The sequence below is a fragment of the Mycobacterium sp. Root265 genome (genome assembly GCF_001428895.1).
In the GTDB taxonomy this organism is placed as follows: Bacteria; Actinomycetota; Actinomycetes; order Mycobacteriales; family Mycobacteriaceae; genus Mycobacterium.
This window is the reverse complement of record NZ_LMJA01000008.1, coordinates 36,752-57,079: the sequence shown is the minus strand read 5'-3', so window position 1 is coordinate 57,079 and position 20,328 is coordinate 36,752. Positions and strand designations below refer to the sequence as shown.

Below are 20,328 nucleotides of genomic sequence, written 5' to 3'. Positions count from 1 at the left end.
GTCGGCGACGGTTGGGTGAACTGGCCTGCCGAATGGCGCCGCCGCGAGCAAGATGGATAGATGAGTACGCCGTTGACGCTGGACCTCATCCAACAAGCCCCCAAGGCGCTGCTGCACGACCACCTCGACGGCGGCCTGCGGCCGGCCACCGTCCTGGAGTTGGCCGAACAGGTCGGCTATGACGACCTGCCCGCCGGCGACGTCGACGGGCTGGCGACCTTCTTCCGCACCGCCGCGCACAGCGGCTCGCTGGTCCGCTATCTCGAACCGTTCGCCCACACCGTCGGGGTGATGCAGACCCCCGACGCGCTGCACCGGGTGGCGTTCGAATGCGTGGAGGACCTGGCCGCCGACAACGTCGTGTACGCCGAGATCCGGTTCGCCCCGGAACTGCACATCGACGGTGGGCTGTCGTTGGACGCGGTCGTCGATGCGGTGCTGGACGGTTTCGCGGCGGGGGAGAAGGCGGCGGCCGGCGCAGGCCGCGCCATCGTGGTCCGCTGCCTGGTGACCGCGATGCGGCACGCCGCCCGGTCCCGGGAGATCGCCGAGCTGGCGGTGCGGTTCCGGGATCGCGGGGTGGTCGGCTTCGACATCGCCGGAGCCGAAGCCGGATACCCGCCGAGCCGGCACCTCGACGCGTTCGAGTACATGCGAGGCAACAACGCGCGCTTCACCATTCACGCGGGCGAGGCGTTCGGGTTACCGTCCATCCACGAGGCCATTGCGTTCTGCGGGGCGGATCGGCTGGGCCACGGTGTGCGTATCGCCGATGACATCTCGGTGGCCGAGGACGGCAGTTTCGAGCTGGGCCGGCTGGCGGCACTGTTGCGGGACAAGCGCATTCCGCTGGAGCTGTGCCCGAGTTCGAATGTGCAGACCGGCGCGGTCGACAGCATCGCCGAGCATCCGTTCGATCTGCTGGCGCGGGCCCGGTTCCGGGTCACGGTGAACACCGACAACCGGTTGATGAGCGACACCACCATGAGCCAGGAGATGCTGCGCCTGGTGGAGGCCTTCGATTACGGCTGGAGCGACCTGCTGCGGTTCACCATCAACGCGATGAAGTCGTCGTTCCTGCATTTCGACGAGCGGCTGGCGCTCATCGACGGGGTGATCAAACCGCGGTATGCGGTGCTGATCGGCTGAGCCCGGCGGCGATTCGTGGAGCGGCGGCCGTAATGGTCACGGCCGGCGCTCCACACGTCACTCGGCGCGCAGCCGGGATTCGACGAAGCGCTCCAGCTCTTCCCACTGGTCGACGGCCTCGGCCGTGGAACCCTTGGGCTTGGGCTTCTTGGGGTCGAGCACGTGGTCGACGAAGCCGCCCAGCGGCTGGCTGGACTCCAGCGCCTTCGACACGCTCGGGTCTTCGGCGTAATCGCCGACATCCCTGAGGAATTCCAGCGCCAGGTCCAGCTGATCACGGTCGACGGCCTCGGGGCCGTCGGCGATATCGTCGGCCAGACCGGACAGCACGTAGATGTTCTCGTCGGTCACCTCGACGCGCAACGAACCGTCGGTCGCCGCGGTGCGGATGATCTCGTAGGAGCTGAAACCGGACAGGTCGCTCTCGTGTTCGTCGGCCAGATAGCGGGCCAGGGTGCGCTCGGAGCTGAACACGCTGATGCGGCCGTTGCGGCCCAGGAAGCGCGGTTCATCGCCGAAGTAGCAGCGCAGCGTGTACAGGGTGCCGCTGCTGGTCATGATCCGGATCGGGTCGATACCGACCTGGGTCCAGAAGTCCTTGTCGCTGCCGAGGACCTGGCGTTCGGCCTCGGCCTCCAGCGCGTCGCTTTCCTCCTCGGTGTCCACCACGCCCTCGATGACCACCTCGTCGTCGTCCTCGTCGTCGACGATGATGTCGTCGATCTCGGGGGCGGGCTCGGCCAGCTCGGCTTCGGCCTTCGCCGACTCCGCCGAGGGCACGTCCGGGGTCTTCACCAAGGCGTCGATCGCGTCGACGACACCGTCCCAGGCGCGGCCGATCACCGCCTCGATCTCGGCCCACCGCTTGCGTCCGGCGCGGCCGCTGAACGCGTCGAGGCCGCCGCCGATGGTGCCCAGCACGGGGTTGCCGTTGAACATCTTGGTGACGGTGGGCAGGTCGCACACCGAGCCGATCGCCGAGACGAAGCCCAAGGTGCCGCGCAGCGTCTTGATGGACTCCTCGGTGGGCTTCTCGGCGACGAGCTCCGGCACCGCGATCAGGTCGTGCTGCTGGTCCTCGGCGGGATCGAACCGATGCGCATTGGCCTGGGTGAGCTTCTCCCAGGCGGGGTGATCGGTCAGATCGTTGTCGCTGTCGGTGCGCACGAACGCCGCCAGGTCGGCGACCGATTCGAACGCGAAGATGTCCTCGTCCTTGCCGAGGAACGCCTCCCATTCGTCGCCGGCGTCGCGCCAGCGCGGTGCCCACAGTGTGTAGAGGTCGCCGTTGGTCAGCCCGATCCGGACCGGGACGATGTCAGCCGCCATGGCGCACAGCGTAACGATGCCTGCTGAGCGACCCGGTGCCACACCCTCAGGAGATGTATCCGATCTCGTTTCGGGCATTCCTCAGCTGCCACAGAACGGCCTCGTGCAGACCCAGGATCGGTTCGATGGTCGCGTCGATCAGGTCACGGAGGCGATCGCGACAATGGGACGCCTCTTCGAAGCTGAACACCGTCGGCAGCTGGCCCACCACGCCCAGCAGGCCGACTGCCAGCGGCGGGGGATCCGCGGGCAGCCCAGCGATGGCATTGCGCACCGCACGCGTGACGCGCTCGGCAAGGGATTCGACGAGGGCGTCGTCGTGCAGGCTCACCCGGGACGCGGTGAATCCCGGAATTGTGCGCCGCGGAATGATCCAGCCCTCGGCTTCCAGCTGGAGCCGGACCGTGCGGATCGCCTGATCGGGTTTCGGCGATATCGCTCTGGCCCAACTCGAATACCTGCGGCGGACGAGCTCGTCGATCATCGCGTTCAGCACCGGGTCGTGCGGGCGTGTGCTGCCGCCGCATTCGTTCGGCATGCCCTGCACATCGTGGATGTGGCCGTTCAGGTAGAGGTCGGTCAGCATGGCCGCGCGCAACGCCATGCCCAGCAGTCGTGGACCGGTGTGATCCAACCGCCCGCGCCGGCGGTCTATGCACAGCAGGTACAGCTGCCCGTGCAGAGTGTCCGGCAGGCCCGTGGGCATCATGCGGATCAGTGTGTGGTCCTTCATCACGTCACGTCTGCGTATCCCGGTACCTGAGTTCTGGACAATCGCAGGGGTACTCACGCGGTCGGGCGCCAGAACCCTTGAAAGCCCTGTCCGGCGTTGGTCGTTCTGATCGGGGACAACTTCACCGGATCTCCCGCCTCGATCATGGTGCCGTTTCCGACGATCATCGCGACGTGGCCGTCCCACACCGCCAGGTCGCCGGGACGCAGGGAGCCGGCGCCGACGGCGGCCCCGATGTCCTGCTCCTGCGCCAGCCGGGGAATGTTCAGCCCGGCCTCCTGGTAGGCCCACTGGGTCAGCCCGCTGCAGTCCAGGCCGACACCGGCCGTCGTCCCGCCCCATTGGTACGGGACGCCGAGCTGGGTGAGCGCGTGCCGCACGGCACCGGCGGCCACCGCGTTGGGCGCCATGACGGTGCTGCCGTCGGGCAACGTGACCGTCTCGCCGGCGCCGAACTGTGCGGCCTCGGGCACATCGCCGTGGCGTGCGGCGAGCATCGCCTCGGCAGGCCCGGACCCGAACCCCGACGACAACCCCGCACCCGGACCGGATGACAGGCCCGAGCCTCCCGATGGCGCGAACCCGCCGTCGCCCGCGCTGGGCAGTGCCGGCGAGAAGCCGGCCGGACTGGTGGCAGCGGGCGACGGCGGCGACGCGGTGACGCGCTGTGCGCCGCCGGTGAGTTCGGCGCGCAGGTGATCGACCATCTGCTCGGCCGATGACCGGGCTCGACGTGCCTCATCGGCGAGTTCCTCGGCGGCGCCCGGGGTGTCCAGCTGCGCCTCCAGTGCCGCGGCGCGGGCCTCGAAGTCGGCGATGAGACGCTCCAGTTCGGCGCGCACCCGGGTGACCGCTTCGGCGGCGGCGCCGATCTTCTCGCCCAGTGCGGCGATGCTTCCGGCGAGCAGGCGGATGTCCGCCACCGACCGCTCCAGCCGGTCGGCCGCCGAGGTCGCCCCGGCCCCGGCCCATGACCCCAGCAGCTCGTCGGCAGTGCGGGTGACGGCGGCGGCGGCATCGCCGAGCCGCCGCTGCGCGCCATCCAGCGCCGCCGCCGGCTGCGCCGTCTGCCCGGTGCCGAGGAGCGTGAGTAGCTGGTGCAGCGGCGCGCTGAGCGCGGCAGTGACGGCGCCGGGCATCGTCAACCGCCGAGAGTGGCGATCGACCGGCGTTCGGCGTCCACGTAGGTCCCGGCGGTCCGCGCGGCGGTGTCTGCGGCCCGGGCCAGGTCCGCGCCCAGGCTGGTGACCCGATGTGCGGCGTCGTGCAGAGCGGACGCGAGCGCGGACACGAAGTCCGACCCGACCGGCCCCAGTGCTTCGGCGCACGGCCCGGCGGCGGCGGGCAGGGCCGCGGCAATGGCGGCGAACTCGGCGGCTGTCCGGGTCAGCTCAACGCCGGCGGCTCCGATGGCCGCGGTATCAGCGAACATGTGGTTATGACGCGCGCCGGGGCCGTTCGGTTCCATTAATCTTCGCCGTATGGACTGTCGCGTTGTTGACCACCCGCTCGCCGCTGCCCGGCTCACCACGCTGCGTGACGAGCGCACCGACAACGCGGGCTTCCGCGCGGCACTGCGGGACCTGACGCTGATGCTGATCTACGAGGCCACCCGCGACGCGGCCACCGAACCGGTGCCGGTGCGCACCCCGCTCACCGACACCACGGGCACGCGGCTGGCCAATCCGCCGCTGCTGGTGCCGGTGCTGCGGGCCGGACTCGGCATGGTGGACCAGGCGCACGCGCTGATCCCGGAGGCGCAGGTCGGCTTCGTCGGGATGGCGCGCAACGAGGAAACCCACCAGCCGACTCCGTATCTGGCTTCGCTGCCCGACGATCTCAGTGCGCGTGCCGTTTTCGTGCTCGATCCCATGCTGGCGACGGGCGGATCCATGGTGCACACCATCGATCTGCTCCGCGAGCGGGGCGCCGTCGACATCACCGCGGTGTGCGTGGTGTGTGCACCCGAAGGTATTGCCGCGCTGGAGAAGTCGGCGCCCGGTATCAGGCTGGTGACCGCGACCATCGACGACGGACTCAACGAGATCGCCTATATCGTGCCGGGTCTCGGAGACGCCGGGGATCGCCAGTTCGGACCCCGCTGAGTCACCACTGCGAGACGGCGGCCACCAGTTCGGTGCGCAGCAGCTGGGCGTGCGTCCTTGCGGTTGCGAGGTCATCGGTCGGAGCGCGGCGCACCTCGATATAGGACTTCAGCTTCGGCTCGGTGCCCGAGGGGCGCACCACCACCCGGATGTCGTCGCCGGTGAACACCAGGGCATCGGTGCGGTGCAGGCCGCGGCGCTGCCCCAGGTCATCCAGGCTCACCGCGATACCGGCAAGGGTGGCAGGCGGATCGGCGCGCAGCGCCGCCATGGCTTCAGCCGCGTCCTGCACCCGGCGCGAGACCGCCGACGTCAGGTGCACGCCGTGACGCCGGGCCAGGTCGTCGAGGGCGTCGGCCACGGTGCGGCCCCGTGACCGCAGCGCCGCCACCAGATCGCAGACCATCACGGCGGCGCTGATGCCGTCCTTGTCGCGTACGGCATCCGGATCGACGCAGTGCCCGATCGCCTCCTCGTAGGCATAGAGCAGTGCCGCGCCGGGCGCGGTGGCGCGGGCCAGCCACTTGAACCCGGTGAGCGTCTCGGCGTGCTGCGCCCCGTAATCCGCGGCGATGGTGGCCAGCATCCGGGAGGACACCACCGTACTGGCCACCAACGCCGAGGACGGATCGGTCAGCAGGGACAGCAGATAATCGCCCAGCAGCCAACCCGTTTCATCGCCGGTCAGCATCCGCCAGCCCTGCGTTTCCCCGTCGGGTACGCCGACCGCGCAACGATCCGCGTCGGGATCCAACGCGATCGCGACGTCGGCACCGACGTCGGCGGCCAACGTCAGCAGCAGGTCGGTGGCGCCGGGCTCTTCGGGGTTGGGGAACGCGACGGTGGGGAAGTCCGGATCGGGCGCGAACTGCGCATCCACCACGTGCACATCATCGACGCCCGCCAAAGCCAGTGCATCCAGGGCGAACTCGCCTCCGACACCGTGCATCGCGGTGAGCGCCACCCGGACCTCTCCGGCTGACCGCCGCACCGTCGCGACGCGCTCCAGGTAGGCCGCCACCAGCTCGGCGCCCGCGGGTTCCACCGGGGTGCGGGCGATTTCGTCGGCGTGCGGGGCCCGCGTGATCGCCGACTCGATCTCCCGGTCGGTGGGGGAGATGATCTGCAGGCCGCCGTCGGCGAACACCTTGTAGCCGTTGTCCGCCGGCGGATTGTGCGACGCGGTGATCTGCACGCCGGCCGCCGCGCCGAGGCGCCGCACCGCGAACGCCACCACCGGTGTGGGCGCCGGCGTGTAGAGGTGAGTGACGGTAAAACCCTCGGCAGCAAGAACTTCGGCCGCCGCCCTGGCGAACTCCTCGGATCCGTGCCGGGCGTCGCGGCCGACCACCACCGGTGAGCCACCCAGGCAACGATCCTTGAGCACCTGTGCCAGCGCCCAGGTGGTGCGCATCACGACGGCCTGGTTCATACCGTCCGGTCCACCGCGTAGCGGCCCACGCAATCCGGCGGTGCCAAAGGTCAGTGGATGCGCGAACCGACGGGCCAACTCATCGGCATCGCAGGCGGCCAGTTCTGCGGCGGTGACGGGGTCGGGGTCATGCGCGATCCAGTCCTGTGCCGACGTCATGTCCCGATTGTGCCTGCCTCGGCGTCGGCGAGCTTGCGCAACACCGGGGCCACCAGCAACAGCAGCCCGAACTCCAACTCGGTGAGGTTCTCCCGCATCGAAGAGTCCAGCCAGGCGTCCCGCTCGGCGCGGTCGGCGGCCAGTAGCGCGGTGCCGTCGTCGGTGAGCTCGACGAGCTGTCGTCGCCGGTCGCCATCATCGGCGCGGCGGGACACCAGCCCGGCGGCGGCCAACCCGTTGATGCTGTCGGTCAGGGACTGCACGCGCACCTGCATCCTGGCGGCCAGTTCGGCCGGGGTGGCGGCTCCGGTGCGGGTCACCTCCGCGAGGACCTGCATCTGGCTCAGGGTCAGGCCGTGATCGGGTCGGTGACGTCGCAGTTGACGTGCGACCGCCATCACCGATTCCCGCAGTTCGGTCGCTGTCGAGGTGTCGGGCTGCGCCATATACCAAGTTATACCTTGCTAATTGTCGAGAATGTCCCAGTTTGTCGCAGCGCAATTACAAGGGCATACTTGCTATCGAGAGGAGTGCTTGTTGATGAGGAAGTGGCGCGGACTGGCGAAGTGGATCCTGCTGGCGGCGGTCAGCGTGGCGGCCACCGTTCCGCTCACCGCCCTCGGCGTGCCCTCGGCAGGCCTGTTCGCCGCCCTCGTGGTCGGTATCGTCCTTGCGCTGGCGAACCTGGCCCCCGCGGCGGTGCCACGCACAGTGGGCATCGCCGCGCAGGGCGTGCTCGGCGTCTACATCGGGACCATGGTGTCGCGCGACGCCGTGGGCGCACTGGGTCCGCACTGGATGATCGTGCTCGGTGTGGCCGTGGCGACCCTGCTCATCAGCGTGGTCTTCGGCGCCCTGCTCGGCCTGCGCCGCGACGTGAGTCCGCTGACCGGATCGTTGGCCATGGTTGCCGGCGGGGCTTCCGGCCTGGTGGCCATCGCACGCGAACTCGGCGCCGACGACCGCGTGGTGGCCGTCGTGCAGTACCTGCGGGTGGCGCTGGTGACGGCCTCCATGCCGATCGCCGTCACACTGATCTACCGCGCCGAGCGGACCCACCACGGCGCACTGTCCGATCACAATTCCTCGGCGCCGTGGTACCTCAGCGTCCTGGTGCTCGTCGGTCTGGTGGTAGTCGGGGCCACGGCCGGCAAGCTGATCCGGCTGCCCGGCGCGGGCCTGCTCGGGCCGTTGGCGCTGACCGTGGCGCTGCAACTGAGCGGGGTGCCGTTCGATCTGAGCGTGCCCGCCGTGCTGGTTCAGGTCGGCTACCTGGTGATCGGCTGGCAGGCCGGCGTCGCGTTCACCCGCGATTCGCTGCGTGCGGTCGGACGCACCCTTCCTGCGGCGCTGACGCTGATCGTGGTGCTCACCGTCGCCACCGCCGGTCTCGGCGCGCTGCTGGCCCACTTCGCCGGCCTGACCCCGCTTGAGGGGTATCTGGCCACCAGCCCGGGCGGCGTGTACGCAGTCCTGGCCACCGCCGTCGAGACCGGCTCCAACGTCACCTTCATCATCGCCGCGCAGGTGGTGCGCATCCTGTTGATGCTGTTCGCCGCACCGTTTGTGGCCAAGGCGATCGTGCGGGTCAGTGACCGCTTCCGGCCGCGCGCGGTACTCGTCGGTACATGATCGGCTGTGCGGCAACACCGTTGGCCGCGAAATTCGCCAGGACGAAGGTTCGGAAACTCGGCCGCAGCAGCAGGGCCGGCAGGAACGTCCGCAACGTGGGCCAACTCGCATGGTTGACGACGCTGAAATCACGGTCCTGGCGGGGCAACGGCCGCAACAGCGTCGAGTTCGGCAGCGCGGTGCGTTGTTGGAACCAGCCTGCCGTGTACCGCCAGACGGAGTACACGGTGTCGGCGTCGTCGCAGTGAAAGTAATTGAACAGAAACCAGTCGTCGCTGCGGTGATCGACATCGGCAATCCGGGCGGCATTGTCGGCGCCGACCCGGTACGAATACTTTGCGGTGCTCGATATCTCGGCGCTCAACGCGCGATAGGCTGCGTCGCCGCGCACCGCGTCGAGGTCGTCCCGGCCGCGGGTGAGGATGAGTACCACCACATCGAAGCGGGCAGGCCGCGCGCCCGCCCTGGCCAGGATGTCGGCGCCCTCGCCGGGCGGACGCAGCGCGCCACGGAACACGACGGCCTCAAGCACATCGTCGCGCTCGGCCAGTTCCGCGCACAACTGGACCGCGCGCGCGAGCGTGTGCCCGCGTGTTCTGCTCGGCAACGCGAAAGGGCCTGCCCAGGTGCCGATTTCAGCGGCGAGCACCAGGTATCCGGCGGTGCTCGCCTCGGCGAGCCGGACGGGTACCGCCGACTGGTCGTTGACGATCTTCACGGTCGTCCGCCTCTCAGCGCCGGTCCAGGCCGGACAGTCGGACCGCGAGGCGGCGGCGCACCGCGGGCAGCCTCCCGGCGAGCCGCATCACGGCGTTGCGTAAGGGGCGTTTGCGCGCGGACAGGGTGGCCAAGTCGGTGAGCCGGTCGGCCAGTTGCACGACCCGGCCGGCGACTTCACGACGCTGGGTGGCGTAGGCGTCCAGCAGCGTCTCCGGCTCACCGTGCAGCACCCGGGACAGGCATTCACCGGCCGCGACCGCATCTTCGATACCGAGGTTCATGCCTTGCCCGCCGGCGGGCGAATGGACGTGAGCGGCGTCCCCGGCGAGCAGGATCCGGTCACTGCGGAACGTGTCGGCGATCCGGTGGTGCACCCGGAACCGCGAGCCCCACAGCACTTCCTCGACGACGACGGGCTTGTCCTGCGGGCCGCGCTCATCGAGCAGCCCCTGCACGAATGCGGTGTCGGGTAGCGCCGGGGCGTCCTCGACGGTGGCCACGATGCGGTACCGGTCGTCGGGCAGTGGTGCGAGCACCACGAGGCCGGTCGGAGAGAAGTAGAGGATCACCTCGTCGGCGGGGACGCCCCCGGACAGGCGCACGTCGGCCAGGACGAACGATTCGGCATAGGTGCTGCCGGTGAAGGGGATGGCGAGGTGTTCGCGGATGGTGCTGTGCACGCCGTCGGCGCCGATCAGGTAGCGGGCCCGGATCTGATGCCCGTCGGCGAACGTGGCCAGGACCCCGTCGGCACCCTGCTCGACTCCCGTCACAGTGGCGGGCCGCAGGACGCGCCCGCCGAGGTTCTCCAGTTGCTTGAGCAGCAGGGCCTCTGTGTCGGCCTGCGAGATCATCAGCGTGTAGGGGTACGGAGTCGGCAAGGTGCTGAACGGAATCGCGATGAGCAGTGCGTCCCGGTCCCGGATCGCGAACCGGGGTGTGTGCAGGCCGCGGGCGACAAGGTCCGGCGTCACGCCGTAGGGCTCCACTAATTCGAGGGTGCGGGAGTGCACCACCGCAGCTCGTGAGGTGTTGGCACCCTCGGGTTGACCGTCGACCAGCGTCACCGTGTGGCCGCGTTGGGTGAGCACGATCGCGGCGGTGAGGCCGACCGGGCCGGCACCGACCACCAATACGTCTGTCATGGATGGGGACATCTCGACTCCTTTGTCAACAACTGTTGGCCAACATCTGTTGACAACGGTAGGTCGCCCATGGGCTCAATGTCAACACTTGTTGGCCTACAATCGTTGACATGAGACGACCGGCCACCGAGACCAAGGCGGTGATCCTGGCCGCGGCCAGGGAACGCTTCGCCGCGGACGGCTACGAGCGCGCCACCATCCGGGCCATCGCCGCCGATGCCGGAATCGATCCGTCGATGGTGATGCGCTACTACGGCAACAAGGAGAATCTGTTCGCCGCGGCTGCGGAATTCGACCTCGAACTGCCGGACCTGACGCAGGTCCCCGTCGAGGGGATCGGCGCCGCGCTGGCCGACCACTTCGTGGAGCGCTGGGAACGCGACGAGGCGCTGCTCATCCTGCTGCGGGCCGGCGTCACCAACGAGGCTGTCGCGGAACGGATGCGGACCATCTTCGCGGCCCAACTGGCGCCGGTGATCATGAAGACCGTCGCCGACCCGGAGCAGGCGCCCAAGCGGGCCAGCCTGGCCGCTTCGCAGGTGCTCGGCATGGCGCTGTGCCGATACGTGCTGGCGTTCCCGCCGCTGCGTGAGATGACGCGCCACGAGCTGGTCGAGTGGATCGGGCCCACGCTGCAGCGGTACCTCACCGGCTAAAGCCGGGCGATGACCCCGGCCAGCAGCGCGCCCATCCTGGCCGCCGACTGCCGGCCCGCTTCCAGCACCTCGTCGTGGCTGAGCGGCTGACCCGTCATGCCCGCGGCCAGGTTCGTCACCAGCGACACGCCCAGCACCTCGGCGCCGGCGGCGCGCGCGGCGATCGTCTCGTGCACCGTGGACATGCCCACCAGGTCGGCTCCCAGGGTGCGCAGCATCCGGATCTCCGCGGGCGTCTCGTAGTGCGGCCCGGGCAACCCGGCGTACACGCCTTCGGCCAGCGTCGGATCGATCTCGCGGGCGATCGCGCGCAGGCGGGGGGCGTAGGCGTCGACCAGGTCGACGAACTGCGCGCCGACCAGCGGAGAGCGGGCCGTCAGATTCAGATGATCGCTGATCAACACCGGCTGGCCGACGCTGTACTCGGGGCGCAGCCCGCCCGCGGCGTTGGTCAGGATGACGGTGCCGGCCCCGGCGGCACACGCGGTCCGGACCGGGTGCACCACATGTCGCAGGTCGTGGCCCTCATAGGCGTGGATGCGCCCGACGAGCACCAGCACGCGGTGTGCACCGATGGTGACCGAATGCACCTGACCGCGGTGCCCGGCCGCGGTGGGCGGGGTGAATCCGGGCAGGTCGGCCATCGCCACGGACGCCGACGGCTCACCCAGCGCACTCAGCGCCGGCGCCCATCCCGACCCGAGGACCACGGCGATGTCGTGGGCGGGCACCCCGGTTTGTTCGCTGATCGCGGTGGCGGCGTCGTTGGCGGCCGTCTGGGGATCTGACACGAGTGAGATACTGCCAGGATGTCCACGGGTAGCGCGTCGTCGATCGTCGAGGACGCCGTCAACCGCCGCCGCGATGACCTCGTCGCACTGTCGCACGATATCCACGCCGAACCGGAGCTCGCGTTCGACGAGCACCGCAGCTGCGCCAAGACCCAGGCGCTGGTCGCCGAACGTGGCTTCGCCGTCCAGGCCGCGCCCGGCGGGCTCGACACCGCGTTCCGCGCCGAGTTCGGCAGTGGGTCCCTGGTGATCGGTATCTGCGCCGAATACGACGCGCTGCCCGAGATGGGGCACGCCTGCGGGCACAACATCATCGCCGCCTCGGCGGTGGGCACCGCGCTGGCGTTGGCCGAGGTGGCCGACGAACTGGATCTGACGGTCGTCCTCATCGGCACCCCCGCCGAGGAGGCCGGTGGCGGAAAGGTGTTGCTGCTCAACGCCGGAACGTTCGATGACATCGCCGCGGCGGTCATGCTGCACCCGGGGCCCGCCGATATGGCCGCGGCCCGTTCGCTGGCACTCTCCGAGGTGGCGGTCAGCTACACGGGGCGTGAGTCGCATGCCGCGGTCGCGCCCTACCTGGGTATCAACGCCGCCGACGCGGTCACCGTCGCCCAGGTGGCCGTCGGGTTGCTGCGCCAGCAGCTCGCGCCCGGGCAGATGATGCACGGCATCGTCACCAACGGCGGTCAGGCCACCAATGTCATTCCCGCACATGCCGAAATGAAGTACACGATGCGTGCCACCGACATGAATTCGCTGCGCCTGCTGGAGGCCAAAATGGCCGGCTGTTTCGAGTCCGGCGCGGTGGCCACCGGCTGCGAACACGGTGTCCGGGAGACCGCGCCGCCTTATGACGCGCTGGCGCCCGACCGTTTCCTGGCCGAGGTGTTCCGTGCCGAGATGATCCGCAATGGCCGGCATCCGCTGCCGGTGGAATTGGAGGCGGCCTTGCCGTTGGGGAGTACCGATATGGGCAACGTCACCCAGGTGCTGCCGGGCATCCACCCGGTGGTGGGCATCGATGCCGGCGGTGCCTCGCTGCACCAGCCGCAGTTCGCGGCCGCCGCTGCCGGGCCCAGCGCCGACAAAGCCGTCATCGACGGGTCGATCATGTTGGCGCGCACCGTCGTTGCCCTGGCGCAGAACGACACCGAACGCGGTCGGGTGCTGGAGGCACAGGCCCGACGGAGGGCGTCATGACCTTGCGGGAACACACCGACGCGTGGCTGGCCGCCCACCACGATGAGCTGGTCGCCTGGCGCCGCCACATCCACGCCCATCCCGAACTCGGCCGCCAGGAGTTCGCGACCACCGAATTCGTCGCGACCCGACTGGCCGACGCCGGCCTGAACCCCAAGGTGCTGCCCGGGGGGACCGGCCTGACATGTGATTTCGGGCCCGAGGACCGTCCGCGCGTGGCACTGCGTGCCGATATGGATGCCCTGCCGATGGCGGAGCGCACCGGGCTGCCGTTCTCCTCGACGGTTCCCGGCGTGGCGCATGCCTGCGGGCATGACGGGCACACCAGCGTGTTGCTCGGCGCCGGGCTGGCCATGGCATCGGCTCCCGAACTGCCGGTCGGCGTGCGGCTGATCTTCCAGCCCGCCGAGGAACTGATGCCCGGCGGTGCGATCGACGCGGTCGCGGCCGGAGCGGTGACCGGTGTGGCACGGATCTTCGCCCTGCACTGCGATCCGCGTCTGGAGGTGGGCAAGGTCGCGGTGCGGCTCGGTCCGATCACCTCGGCGGCCGATTCGATCGAGATCACCCTGCATTCGCCCGGCGGCCACACGTCGCGGCCGCACCTGACCGGTGACCTGGTGTACGCACTGGGCACCCTGATCACCGGTGTGCCCGGGGTGCTGTCGCGGCGTATCGACCCCCGCAAGAGCACCGTCATGGTGTGGGGTGCAGTCAACGCCGGGGTGGCGGCCAATGCGATCCCGCAGACCGGCACGCTGGCGGGCACCATCCGGACCTCCAGCCGCGAGACCTGGCTGACACTGGAATCGCTTGTCCACGACATTGTTTCGTCACTGCTGGCACCGTTGGCCGTGGAGTACAGCGTGAACTACCGACGTGGCGTGCCGCCGGTGGTCAACGAAGAGGTGTCCACCCGCATCCTCACCCACGCCATCGAGGCGCTCGGGCCGACCGCGCTGGCCGACACTCACCAGTCCGGGGGCGGCGAGGACTTCTCCTGGTACCTGGAGGAAGTGCCCGGCGCGATGGCACGCCTGGGCGTCTGGTCGGGGCAGGGGGCGCAGCTGGACCTACACCAGCCGACCTTCGATCTGGATGAGCGGGCGCTGGCGGTGGGTGTGCGCACCATGGTGAACCTGGTGGAGCAGTCGGGCCTCGTCTAGTGCGATTACATGCCGCAATGTCACTCTGACAGCGTCGTCGTGGATATATAGGCACGGCGACGCTGTCAGGGTGACATTGCGAGTCAGCCGAGGGGTCTAGGTGCCGGGCCCGACGTTGCCCGCGGGGCGGATGCGCAGATCGTGCACGTACTCGGCAGGGGCGCCGGCGATCTCCGCGGCGTCGGCCATCACGCCGAGGTAGCGCGCGGACGGCACCCCGCCCTCCCAGGCGTCCACCACGTACAGCCAGGCCAGCACCGGGTCGGTGGTGGTGTCCGAGGTCAGCCGGTCCACCCGGCAGCGGATCTTCTTGTGGAAGCCGAGTTCGGACCCTTCCCAGCGGTCCAGGTTCTCCTCGTCCTCGGGAGTCATGTCGTAGAGCACGACGAACACCCGGGACAACGGATCCTCGACCAGGGTCGCCAACGCGCCCTCCCAGCTGAGGTCCTCGCCGCCGAAGGTCAGCCGCCAGCCATACAGCCAGCCGGTCCCCGCCATCGGTGAATGCGGAGCCCGCTGCAGCATCTGTTCCGGATGCATGTTCGATCCGTAAGCGGCGTAGAGCGGCACGCGCCCAACTTTAAGGGGTACGGCGGGCAGGAGCGCAGCGACCCGGGAGATAGGCGCGGCGGGCAGGAGCGCAGCGACCCGGCGGATCAGTCATGTGGGCTCGAGCGCAGTGACCCACTACGTTTATCACCGTGCCAACCCGCATCGTGATCATCGGCGGCGGTCCCGCCGGATATGAGGCAGCCCTCGTCGCCGCGGCCCGCGGACCGGCCGTACAGGTGACCGTCATCGACTCCGACGGCATCGGCGGCGCCTGCGTCCTGTTCGACTGCGTCCCGTCCAAGACGTTCATCGCGTCCACCGGTGTGCGCACCGAGCTGCGCCGCGCCAACGGTCTGGGCTTCGACATCGCCATCGACGATGCCAAGATTTCCCTCGCCGACATCCACAACCGGGTCAAGACGCTGGCCAGGTCGCAGTCGGCCGATATCGGCTCCCAGCTGCTGAGCAGCGGGGTCTCGGTCGTGCGCGGGCGCGGTGAGCTCGTCGACGACGTGCCCGGCATGGCGGCCCACCGGGTCAAGGTCACCACCACCGACGGCAAGACCGGGGTGCTCAAGGCCGATGTGGTGCTGATCGCCACCGGCGCCACCCCCCGGGTGCTGCCCAACGCCCGGCCCGACGGCGAGCGCATCCTGAACTGGCGCCAGCTCTACGACCTGACCGAACTGCCCGAGCACCTGGTGATCGTGGGTTCGGGCGTGACCGGCGCCGAGTTCTGCAGCGCCTACACCGAGCTCGGGGTGAAGGTGACTGTGGTGGCCAGCCGCGACCAGATCCTGCCGCACGAGGACTCCGACGCCGCCGCCGTGCTGGAGGAGGCTTTCGCCGAGCGCGGCGTGAAGCTGGTGAAGAACGCCCGCGCCGACTCGGTGACCCGTACCGACAACGGCATCAAGGTGGCGATGGCCGACGGACGCGTGGTCGAGGGCAGCCACGCCCTGATGACGGTGGGTTCGGTGCCCAACACCGGGGGCCTGGGACTGGAGCGGGTCGGCATCGAGCTCGGAGCGGGCAACTATCTCAGCGTGGACCGGGTGTCGCGGACCACCGCGCCCGGCATCTACGCCGCCGGTGACTGCACCGGCTTGCTGCCGCTGGCCTCGGTGGCCGCCATGCAGGGCCGCATCGCGATGTACCACGCACTCGGCGAAGGGGTGTCGCCGATCCGGTTGCGTACGGTGGCCGCCGCGGTGTTCACCCGCCCGGAGATCGCCGCCGTCGGCGTCCCGCAGACCGCGATCGACAGCGGCGCAGTCCCCGCCCGCACCCTGATGCTGCCGCTGACCACCAACGCCAGGGCGAAGATGTCGCTGCTGCGGCGCGGCTTCGTCAAGATCTTCTGCCGGCCCGCCACCGGTGTGGTGATCGGCGGCGTGGTCGTCGCGCCGATCGCCTCCGAGCTCATCCTGCCGATCGCGTTGGCCGTCCAGAACAACCTGACGGTGACCGACCTGGCCCAGACCCTGTCGGTGTACCCGTCGCTGTCCGGTTCGACCGTGGAGGCCGCGCGCCGGCTGATGGCTCACGACGACCTCGACTAAAGGCGAGGTCTGGGCGCTGACGCCCCACACCGTGCGGTCGTGCAACGTAGGCTCGTAATCGTGACCGACCCGATCTCAGGCACTGCTCAAGCTCGGCTCGGGCCCACCCAGCGGGCGACCGCCTGGGAACGGCTCGGCAGCGAACAGTTCGACGTCGTCGTCATCGGTGGTGGTGTGGTCGGTGCCGGTGCGGCCCTGGACGCCGCGACCCGCGGCCTGAAGGTCGCCCTCGTCGAGGCCCGCGACTTCGCGTCGGGCACCTCCAGCCGGAGCTCGAAGATGTTCCACGGCGGCCTGCGCTACCTGGAACAGCTGGAATTCGGCCTGGTCCGCGAGGCGCTGCACGAACGCGAGTTGTCGCTCACGACGCTGGCGCCGCATCTGGTCAAGCCGCTGCCGTTCCTGTTCCCGCTGACCAAGCGGGTCTGGGAGCGCCCCTACATCGCGGCGGGCATCTTCCTCTACGACCAGCTGGGTGGATCGAAATCCGTTCCGGCGCAGAAGCATCTGCTGCGGGCGGGCGCCTTGAGGCTGGCGCCCGGGCTCAAGCGCAGTTCACTCATCGGCGGAATCCGCTACTACGACACCGTCGTCGACGACGCCCGGCACACCATGACGGTGGCCCGCACCGCGGCGCACTACGGTGCCGTGGTGCGCACCTCCACCCAGGTCGTCGCGCTGCTGCGCGAGGGTGACCGGGTGACCGGGGTCAAGGTGCGCGACTCCGAGAACGGTGCGGTCACCGAGGTCCGTGGGCACGTCGTGGTGAACGCCACCGGGGTGTGGACCGACGAGATCCAGGCATTGTCCAAGGAGCGCGGCCGATTCCGGGTGCGCGCCTCCAAGGGTGTGCACATCGTGGTCCCACGCGACCGTGTCGTCAGCGAGGTCGCGATCATCCTGCGCACCGAGAAGTCGGTGCTGTTCGTCATCCCGTGGGGCACGCACTGGATCATCGGCACCACCGACACCGACTGGAATCTCGATCTCGCGCACCCGGCGGCGACCAAGGCCGATATCGACTACATCCTCGGCCATGTCAACACGGTGCTGGCCACCCCGCTGACCCACGACGACATCGACGGCGTGTACGCGGGCCTGCGTCCGCTGCTCGCCGGTGAGAGCGAGTCGACGTCGAAGCTGTCGCGAGAGCACGCCGTCGCGGTGCCCTCACCGGGCCTGGTCGCCATCGCGGGCGGTAAGTACACCACCTACCGGGTGATGGGGCAGGACGCCATCGACGCGGCCGCCGAATTCGTGCCCACCCGGGTGGCGCCGTCCATCACCGAGAAGGTGCCGCTGGTGGGCGCCGACGGATACTTCGCGCTGGTGAACCAGACCGAGCACGTCGGCACCCATTACGGTCTGCACCCGTACCGCGTGCGTCATCTGCTCGACCGCTACGGTTCGCTGATCAGCGAGGTGCTCTCGACTGCCGAGGACAAACCCGAACTGCTGGAACCGATCACCGACGCCCCGGTGTATCTGAAGGTGGAGGCGGTGTACGCCGCGGCGGCCGAGGGGGCGCTACACCTGGAGGACGTCCTGGCCAGACGGACGCGGATCTCCATCGAGTACCCGCACCGCGGCGTGGACTGCGCCCGCGAGGTTGCCGAAGTCATTGCGCCCGTGCTCGGTTGGAGCGCCGAGGACATCGACCGCGAGGTGGCGACCTACCTGGCCCGGGTCGAGGCCGAGGTGCAATCGCAGCAGGAGCCCGACGACGAGTCCGCGGACGCACTTCGCGCGGCGGCCCCCGAGGCGCGCGCCGAGATCCTGGAACCGGTGCCGCTGAATTGAGCGCCCCGTTGCCCGACCGCGACGGGCTGGGACCTACCCGTGTCCGCCTTCGCGGCGGAGCGGTCCTCGTCGAACTGGCCGACCGGTTCGGCGAGGGCGCGGCCACCAAAGTGCTTGCCGGGGAGGTGGTTTGCGCGGACGGTGCGGTGGTCGGCGCGTCGACGGTGCTGCCTCCCGGCGCGTTCGTCTACCTGTACCGCGACCTGCCCGACGAGGTGCCCGTTCCGTTCGAGATGCCCATCCTGCACCGCGACGACGACATCGTGGTGGTCGACAAGCCACACTTCCTGGCCACCATGCCCCGCGGCGGGCATGTCGTACAGACCGCGGTGGTACGGCTGCGGCGTGAACTCGGTCTGCCGGAGTTGAGCCCCGCGCACCGCCTGGACCGGCTGACCGCCGGAGTGTTGCTGTTCACGGCACGACGAGAGCTGCGCGGCGCGTACCAGACCCTGTTCGCCGCACAGAAGACCCGCAAGATCTATCTGGCGCGCGCGACCGGCACACCCACGGTCGACCTCCCGGCGGTGGTGCGCAGCCGGATCATCAAGGAGCGCGGCCGTTTACAGGCCTACGAGGAGCCCGGAGAACCGAACGCCGAAACCTACGTCGAACACCTCTCCGGCGGGTTGTACCGGCTGACCCCGCGCACCGGGCGCACTCACCAACTGCGCGTGCACATGGCGTCGCTCGGTGTGCCGATCGACAACGACTCGCTGTACCCGGACGTGCTCGAGGTGGCGGCCGACGATTTCAGCCGCCCGCTGCAACTGCTGGCGCAGACGCTGGAATTCGAGGACCCGCTGAGCGGCGAACCGCGGCGGTTCACGAGCGGCCGGGCGTTGCTCGCCGGGACGTAGGTCTTGTCGGGAAGCCTCCGGCGTGGTCAGGTGTGCGACGGGTCGGCTCATTTGTTTTCGGAAAGGTTCGTTCATGCGTGCTGCAGTGGCTGCGTTGTCGATGTTGGCGGTGGGGGTCATGAATGCGACGGGTGTGGCGTGGGCGGCACCCGCAGCGCCCAGCGCCGAGGAACTGACCTCGGAGTTGCAGCAGGTGCTCAACACGGGTGCCCCCGTCGCCGCGCGTGCCGCCAAGCTCGCCGGCGGGGATGCCGCGGTGCCCACCGCCGACAACATCGCCAACCGGCTCAACGCCTACAGCGGCATGGTCAACTGGCAGGTACAGAATCCGGTGCTCAACGGAAACCAGGTGGACGCGCAGATCGCGGTGACCATCCCGCTCTTCGGGACCAAGACGCACCACATCTACTGGATCGACCAGGGCGGTGCGTGGAAGTTGTCCAATCCGTCGGCGTGCGTCATCGCGCGGGACGTCGCCGGGGTCGACTGCACCGTCTGAAGCGGTCAGTTCTCCTTGAGCGTGAATTGCGCGATACCGCCCCAGTGCTGCAAGGTATGCGTCTGCTCCAACGGGTTCTCGGCGAAAAGCCATTCGACATAGAGCTTTTTGATGTTTCGCGCCAAATCGACCGGAATATTGCCGATGACGGCCGCTTCCAAACCCTCGATATCGATCTTGAGGATGTCGATTTGGCCGTGCTTTTCGACGACGTCACGCAATATCTGCTGAGAATTGACGCATGTCACGGTCAAGGAATTGCCCAATTCGGCGTTCACGCCGCCGTACCGGCCGGTTTCCTCGAAGCCGAACTCGACCTCGCCGGCGACGGCACCGACCGCAACTTCCTGCAGCGCATAGCGGTCCTCGAACGGGCGCAGGTTGTTCTGCAGGCGCGCGACGTTACGCGGCAGCGGCTCGAACAGGTAGGTGAAGGCTTCTGGATTCCGTGACAGGAAATACGCCGCGGAAATGCCGATATTGGAGCCGAAATCGACGATGACACGGTCATTGGTGTCGGCGTGATAGTCGGATCGGCAGAAGATCTCGTTCACCGTCAGCACGTCATGCGCGGTGTAGAGCTGCAGCGAGACCCAGCCCAGCGGGGTGCGCACGCGGATGACGGTGGGGTAGGTGCCGGCACCGGTGAGGTAACGCCTGAAGATCTCCACGGGGTGCTCGTAAACCCGCAGCATGTTGCGTGCGGCGATGTAGTTCCGGCGGTGCAGAACTGAACCGGCAATTTTGCCGAATCCACGCCCAGCGATCTGCATTCCACCTCCAGAGTGACGGGTCAACCTTGCGGTAGGTATGCCCGGTTCCGAATGAGATTAGT

21 protein-coding genes are annotated in these 20,328 nt (G+C 69.1%); 10 read left to right on the top strand and 11 right to left on the bottom strand.

Features of this window, described 5'->3' with window-relative positions:
* The first annotated feature begins 60 nt into the window (after nt 1-60).
* Nucleotides 61-1,149, top strand: a complete 1,089-nt coding sequence (locus ASE48_RS09660; protein WP_057166860.1) for an adenosine deaminase — start codon at nt 61-63, stop codon at nt 1,147-1,149.
* A gap of 57 nt (nt 1,150-1,206) precedes the next feature.
* Here the strand turns inward: ASE48_RS09660 and satS are convergent, their stop codons facing one another.
* The 4 genes from satS to ASE48_RS09640 are packed head-to-tail and all read right to left on the bottom strand — an operon-like array spanning nt 1,207 to nt 4,643.
* The gene (gene satS, locus ASE48_RS09655) at nt 1,207-2,478 is read right to left on the bottom strand and encodes a protein export chaperone SatS (RefSeq protein ID WP_057166859.1); all 1,272 of its coding nucleotides are present in this window, start codon (nt 2,476-2,478) and stop codon (nt 1,207-1,209) included.
* Nucleotides 2,479-2,524: 46 nt separating this feature from the next.
* Nucleotides 2,525-3,211 carry a GOLPH3/VPS74 family protein gene (locus ASE48_RS09650; protein ID WP_156409129.1) on the bottom strand — a complete coding sequence of 229 codons (687 nt, stop codon included), beginning with the start codon at nt 3,209-3,211 and terminating at the stop codon, nt 2,525-2,527.
* Nucleotides 3,212-3,264: 53 nt separating this feature from the next.
* On the bottom strand, nt 3,265-4,350 hold the full coding sequence (locus ASE48_RS09645; protein WP_057166857.1) for a C40 family peptidase: 1,086 nt from the start codon (nt 4,348-4,350) through the stop codon (nt 3,265-3,267).
* A 2-nt stretch (nt 4,351-4,352) separates the two neighbouring features.
* Nucleotides 4,353-4,643: a hypothetical protein gene (locus ASE48_RS09640; RefSeq protein WP_057166856.1), complete on the bottom strand. Its 291-nt coding sequence runs from the start codon at nt 4,641-4,643 to the stop codon at nt 4,353-4,355.
* A 49-nt stretch (nt 4,644-4,692) separates the two neighbouring features.
* On the opposite strand from ASE48_RS09640, the gene upp reads away from it, so the two are divergent.
* Nucleotides 4,693-5,316, top strand: a complete 624-nt coding sequence (upp, locus tag ASE48_RS09635; protein WP_057166855.1) for a uracil phosphoribosyltransferase — start codon at nt 4,693-4,695, stop codon at nt 5,314-5,316.
* A 1-nt stretch (nt 5,317) separates the two neighbouring features.
* Here upp and ASE48_RS09630 read toward each other — a convergent pair whose 3' ends face one another.
* On the bottom strand, nt 5,318-6,907 hold the full coding sequence (locus ASE48_RS09630) for a phospho-sugar mutase (RefSeq protein ID WP_057166854.1): 1,590 nt from the start codon (nt 6,905-6,907) through the stop codon (nt 5,318-5,320).
* The gene (locus ASE48_RS09625; protein ID WP_057166853.1) at nt 6,904-7,353 is read right to left on the bottom strand and encodes a MarR family winged helix-turn-helix transcriptional regulator; all 450 of its coding nucleotides are present in this window, start codon (nt 7,351-7,353) and stop codon (nt 6,904-6,906) included. Before ASE48_RS09625 ends, ASE48_RS09630 begins: the two co-directional genes overlap by 4 nt.
* A 94-nt stretch (nt 7,354-7,447) precedes the next feature.
* Between ASE48_RS09625 and ASE48_RS09620 the strand changes: the two genes are divergently transcribed.
* The gene (locus tag ASE48_RS09620; protein WP_156409128.1) at nt 7,448-8,539 is read left to right on the top strand and encodes an AbrB family transcriptional regulator; all 1,092 of its coding nucleotides are present in this window, start codon (nt 7,448-7,450) and stop codon (nt 8,537-8,539) included.
* On the opposite strand, the gene ASE48_RS09615 is transcribed toward ASE48_RS09620, so the two are convergent.
* Entirely contained in the window at nt 8,496-9,257 is a 762-nt protein-coding gene (locus tag ASE48_RS09615; RefSeq protein ID WP_057166851.1) for a hypothetical protein, read from the bottom strand. The genes ASE48_RS09620 and ASE48_RS09615 overlap by 44 nt on opposite strands.
* A 13-nt stretch (nt 9,258-9,270) precedes the next feature.
* Nucleotides 9,271-10,404 (bottom strand): FAD-dependent oxidoreductase, encoded by a 1,134-nt coding sequence (locus ASE48_RS09610; RefSeq protein WP_235570981.1) that lies wholly within the window; start codon nt 10,402-10,404, stop codon nt 9,271-9,273.
* A 110-nt stretch (nt 10,405-10,514) separates the two neighbouring features.
* Between ASE48_RS09610 and ASE48_RS09605 the strand changes: the two genes are divergently transcribed.
* Nucleotides 10,515-11,060, top strand: coding sequence for a TetR/AcrR family transcriptional regulator (locus ASE48_RS09605; protein ID WP_057166849.1), 546 nt, complete (start codon nt 10,515-10,517; stop codon nt 11,058-11,060).
* Here ASE48_RS09605 and ASE48_RS09600 read toward each other — a convergent pair.
* On the bottom strand, nt 11,057-11,851 hold the full coding sequence (locus ASE48_RS09600; protein ID WP_057166848.1) for a purine-nucleoside phosphorylase: 795 nt from the start codon (nt 11,849-11,851) through the stop codon (nt 11,057-11,059). The two genes, ASE48_RS09605 and ASE48_RS09600, sit on opposite strands and share 4 nt — an antisense overlap.
* A gap of 18 nt (nt 11,852-11,869) precedes the next feature.
* Between ASE48_RS09600 and ASE48_RS09595 the strand changes: the two genes are divergently transcribed.
* Nucleotides 11,870-13,054: a M20 family metallopeptidase gene (locus tag ASE48_RS09595; RefSeq protein WP_057166847.1), complete on the top strand. Its 1,185-nt coding sequence runs from the start codon at nt 11,870-11,872 to the stop codon at nt 13,052-13,054.
* Nucleotides 13,051-14,220, top strand: coding sequence for a M20 family metallopeptidase (locus ASE48_RS09590; RefSeq protein WP_057166846.1), 1,170 nt, complete (start codon nt 13,051-13,053; stop codon nt 14,218-14,220). The genes ASE48_RS09595 and ASE48_RS09590 overlap by 4 nt, the downstream gene beginning before the upstream one ends.
* A 96-nt stretch (nt 14,221-14,316) precedes the next feature.
* Here the strand turns inward: ASE48_RS09590 and ASE48_RS09585 are convergent, their stop codons facing one another.
* Nucleotides 14,317-14,790, bottom strand: a complete 474-nt coding sequence (locus ASE48_RS09585) for a gamma-glutamylcyclotransferase (RefSeq protein ID WP_057166845.1) — start codon at nt 14,788-14,790, stop codon at nt 14,317-14,319.
* Nucleotides 14,791-14,921: 131 nt separating this feature from the next.
* On the opposite strand from ASE48_RS09585, the gene ASE48_RS09580 reads away from it, so the two are divergent.
* The 4 genes from ASE48_RS09580 (at nt 14,922) to ASE48_RS09565 (ending at nt 19,493) form a co-directional block, all read left to right on the top strand.
* Entirely contained in the window at nt 14,922-16,334 is a 1,413-nt protein-coding gene (locus ASE48_RS09580) for an NAD(P)H-quinone dehydrogenase (protein WP_057166844.1), read from the top strand.
* A gap of 60 nt (nt 16,335-16,394) precedes the next feature.
* Nucleotides 16,395-18,134 (top strand): glycerol-3-phosphate dehydrogenase/oxidase, encoded by a 1,740-nt coding sequence (locus ASE48_RS09575; protein ID WP_057166843.1) that lies wholly within the window; start codon nt 16,395-16,397, stop codon nt 18,132-18,134.
* Nucleotides 18,131-18,994 (top strand): pseudouridine synthase, encoded by an 864-nt coding sequence (locus tag ASE48_RS09570; protein WP_057166842.1) that lies wholly within the window; start codon nt 18,131-18,133, stop codon nt 18,992-18,994. The genes ASE48_RS09575 and ASE48_RS09570 overlap by 4 nt, the downstream gene beginning before the upstream one ends.
* Nucleotides 18,995-19,067: 73 nt before the next feature.
* On the top strand, nt 19,068-19,493 hold the full coding sequence (locus ASE48_RS09565; protein WP_057166841.1) for a hypothetical protein: 426 nt from the start codon (nt 19,068-19,070) through the stop codon (nt 19,491-19,493).
* 5 nt (nt 19,494-19,498) lie between these two features.
* Here ASE48_RS09565 and ASE48_RS09560 read toward each other — a convergent pair whose 3' ends face one another.
* Nucleotides 19,499-20,107, bottom strand: coding sequence for an FkbM family methyltransferase (locus tag ASE48_RS09560; protein ID WP_162264209.1), 609 nt, complete (start codon nt 20,105-20,107; stop codon nt 19,499-19,501).
* Nucleotides 20,108-20,328: the final 221 nt, after the last annotated feature.

Excerpts from the sequence above, each read along its gene's own strand:
- ASE48_RS09625 (WP_057166853.1), bottom strand. The coding sequence starts at position 7,353 with ATGGCGCAGCCCGACACCTCGACAGCGACCGAACTGCGGGAATCGGTG.
- ASE48_RS09595 (WP_057166847.1), top strand. The coding sequence starts at position 11,870 with ATGTCCACGGGTAGCGCGTCGTCGATCGTCGAGGACGCCGTCAACCGC.
- ASE48_RS09630 (WP_057166854.1), bottom strand. The coding sequence starts at position 6,907 with ATGACGTCGGCACAGGACTGGATCGCGCATGACCCCGACCCCGTCACC.
- ASE48_RS09605 (WP_057166849.1), top strand. The coding sequence starts at position 10,515 with ATGAGACGACCGGCCACCGAGACCAAGGCGGTGATCCTGGCCGCGGCC.
- ASE48_RS09660 (WP_057166860.1), top strand. The coding sequence starts at position 61 with ATGAGTACGCCGTTGACGCTGGACCTCATCCAACAAGCCCCCAAGGCG.
- ASE48_RS09610 (WP_235570981.1), bottom strand. The coding sequence starts at position 10,404 with ATGACAGACGTATTGGTGGTCGGTGCCGGCCCGGTCGGCCTCACCGCC.
- ASE48_RS09565 (WP_057166841.1), top strand. The coding sequence starts at position 19,068 with ATGCGTGCTGCAGTGGCTGCGTTGTCGATGTTGGCGGTGGGGGTCATG.
- ASE48_RS09620 (WP_156409128.1), top strand. The coding sequence starts at position 7,448 with ATGAGGAAGTGGCGCGGACTGGCGAAGTGGATCCTGCTGGCGGCGGTC.
- upp (WP_057166855.1), top strand. The coding sequence starts at position 4,693 with ATGGACTGTCGCGTTGTTGACCACCCGCTCGCCGCTGCCCGGCTCACC.
- ASE48_RS09590 (WP_057166846.1), top strand. The coding sequence starts at position 13,051 with ATGACCTTGCGGGAACACACCGACGCGTGGCTGGCCGCCCACCACGAT.
- ASE48_RS09640 (WP_057166856.1), bottom strand. The coding sequence starts at position 4,643 with ATGTTCGCTGATACCGCGGCCATCGGAGCCGCCGGCGTTGAGCTGACC.
- satS (WP_057166859.1), bottom strand. The coding sequence starts at position 2,478 with ATGGCGGCTGACATCGTCCCGGTCCGGATCGGGCTGACCAACGGCGAC.
- ASE48_RS09645 (WP_057166857.1), bottom strand. The coding sequence starts at position 4,350 with ATGCCCGGCGCCGTCACTGCCGCGCTCAGCGCGCCGCTGCACCAGCTA.
- ASE48_RS09650 (WP_156409129.1), bottom strand. The coding sequence starts at position 3,211 with ATGAAGGACCACACACTGATCCGCATGATGCCCACGGGCCTGCCGGAC.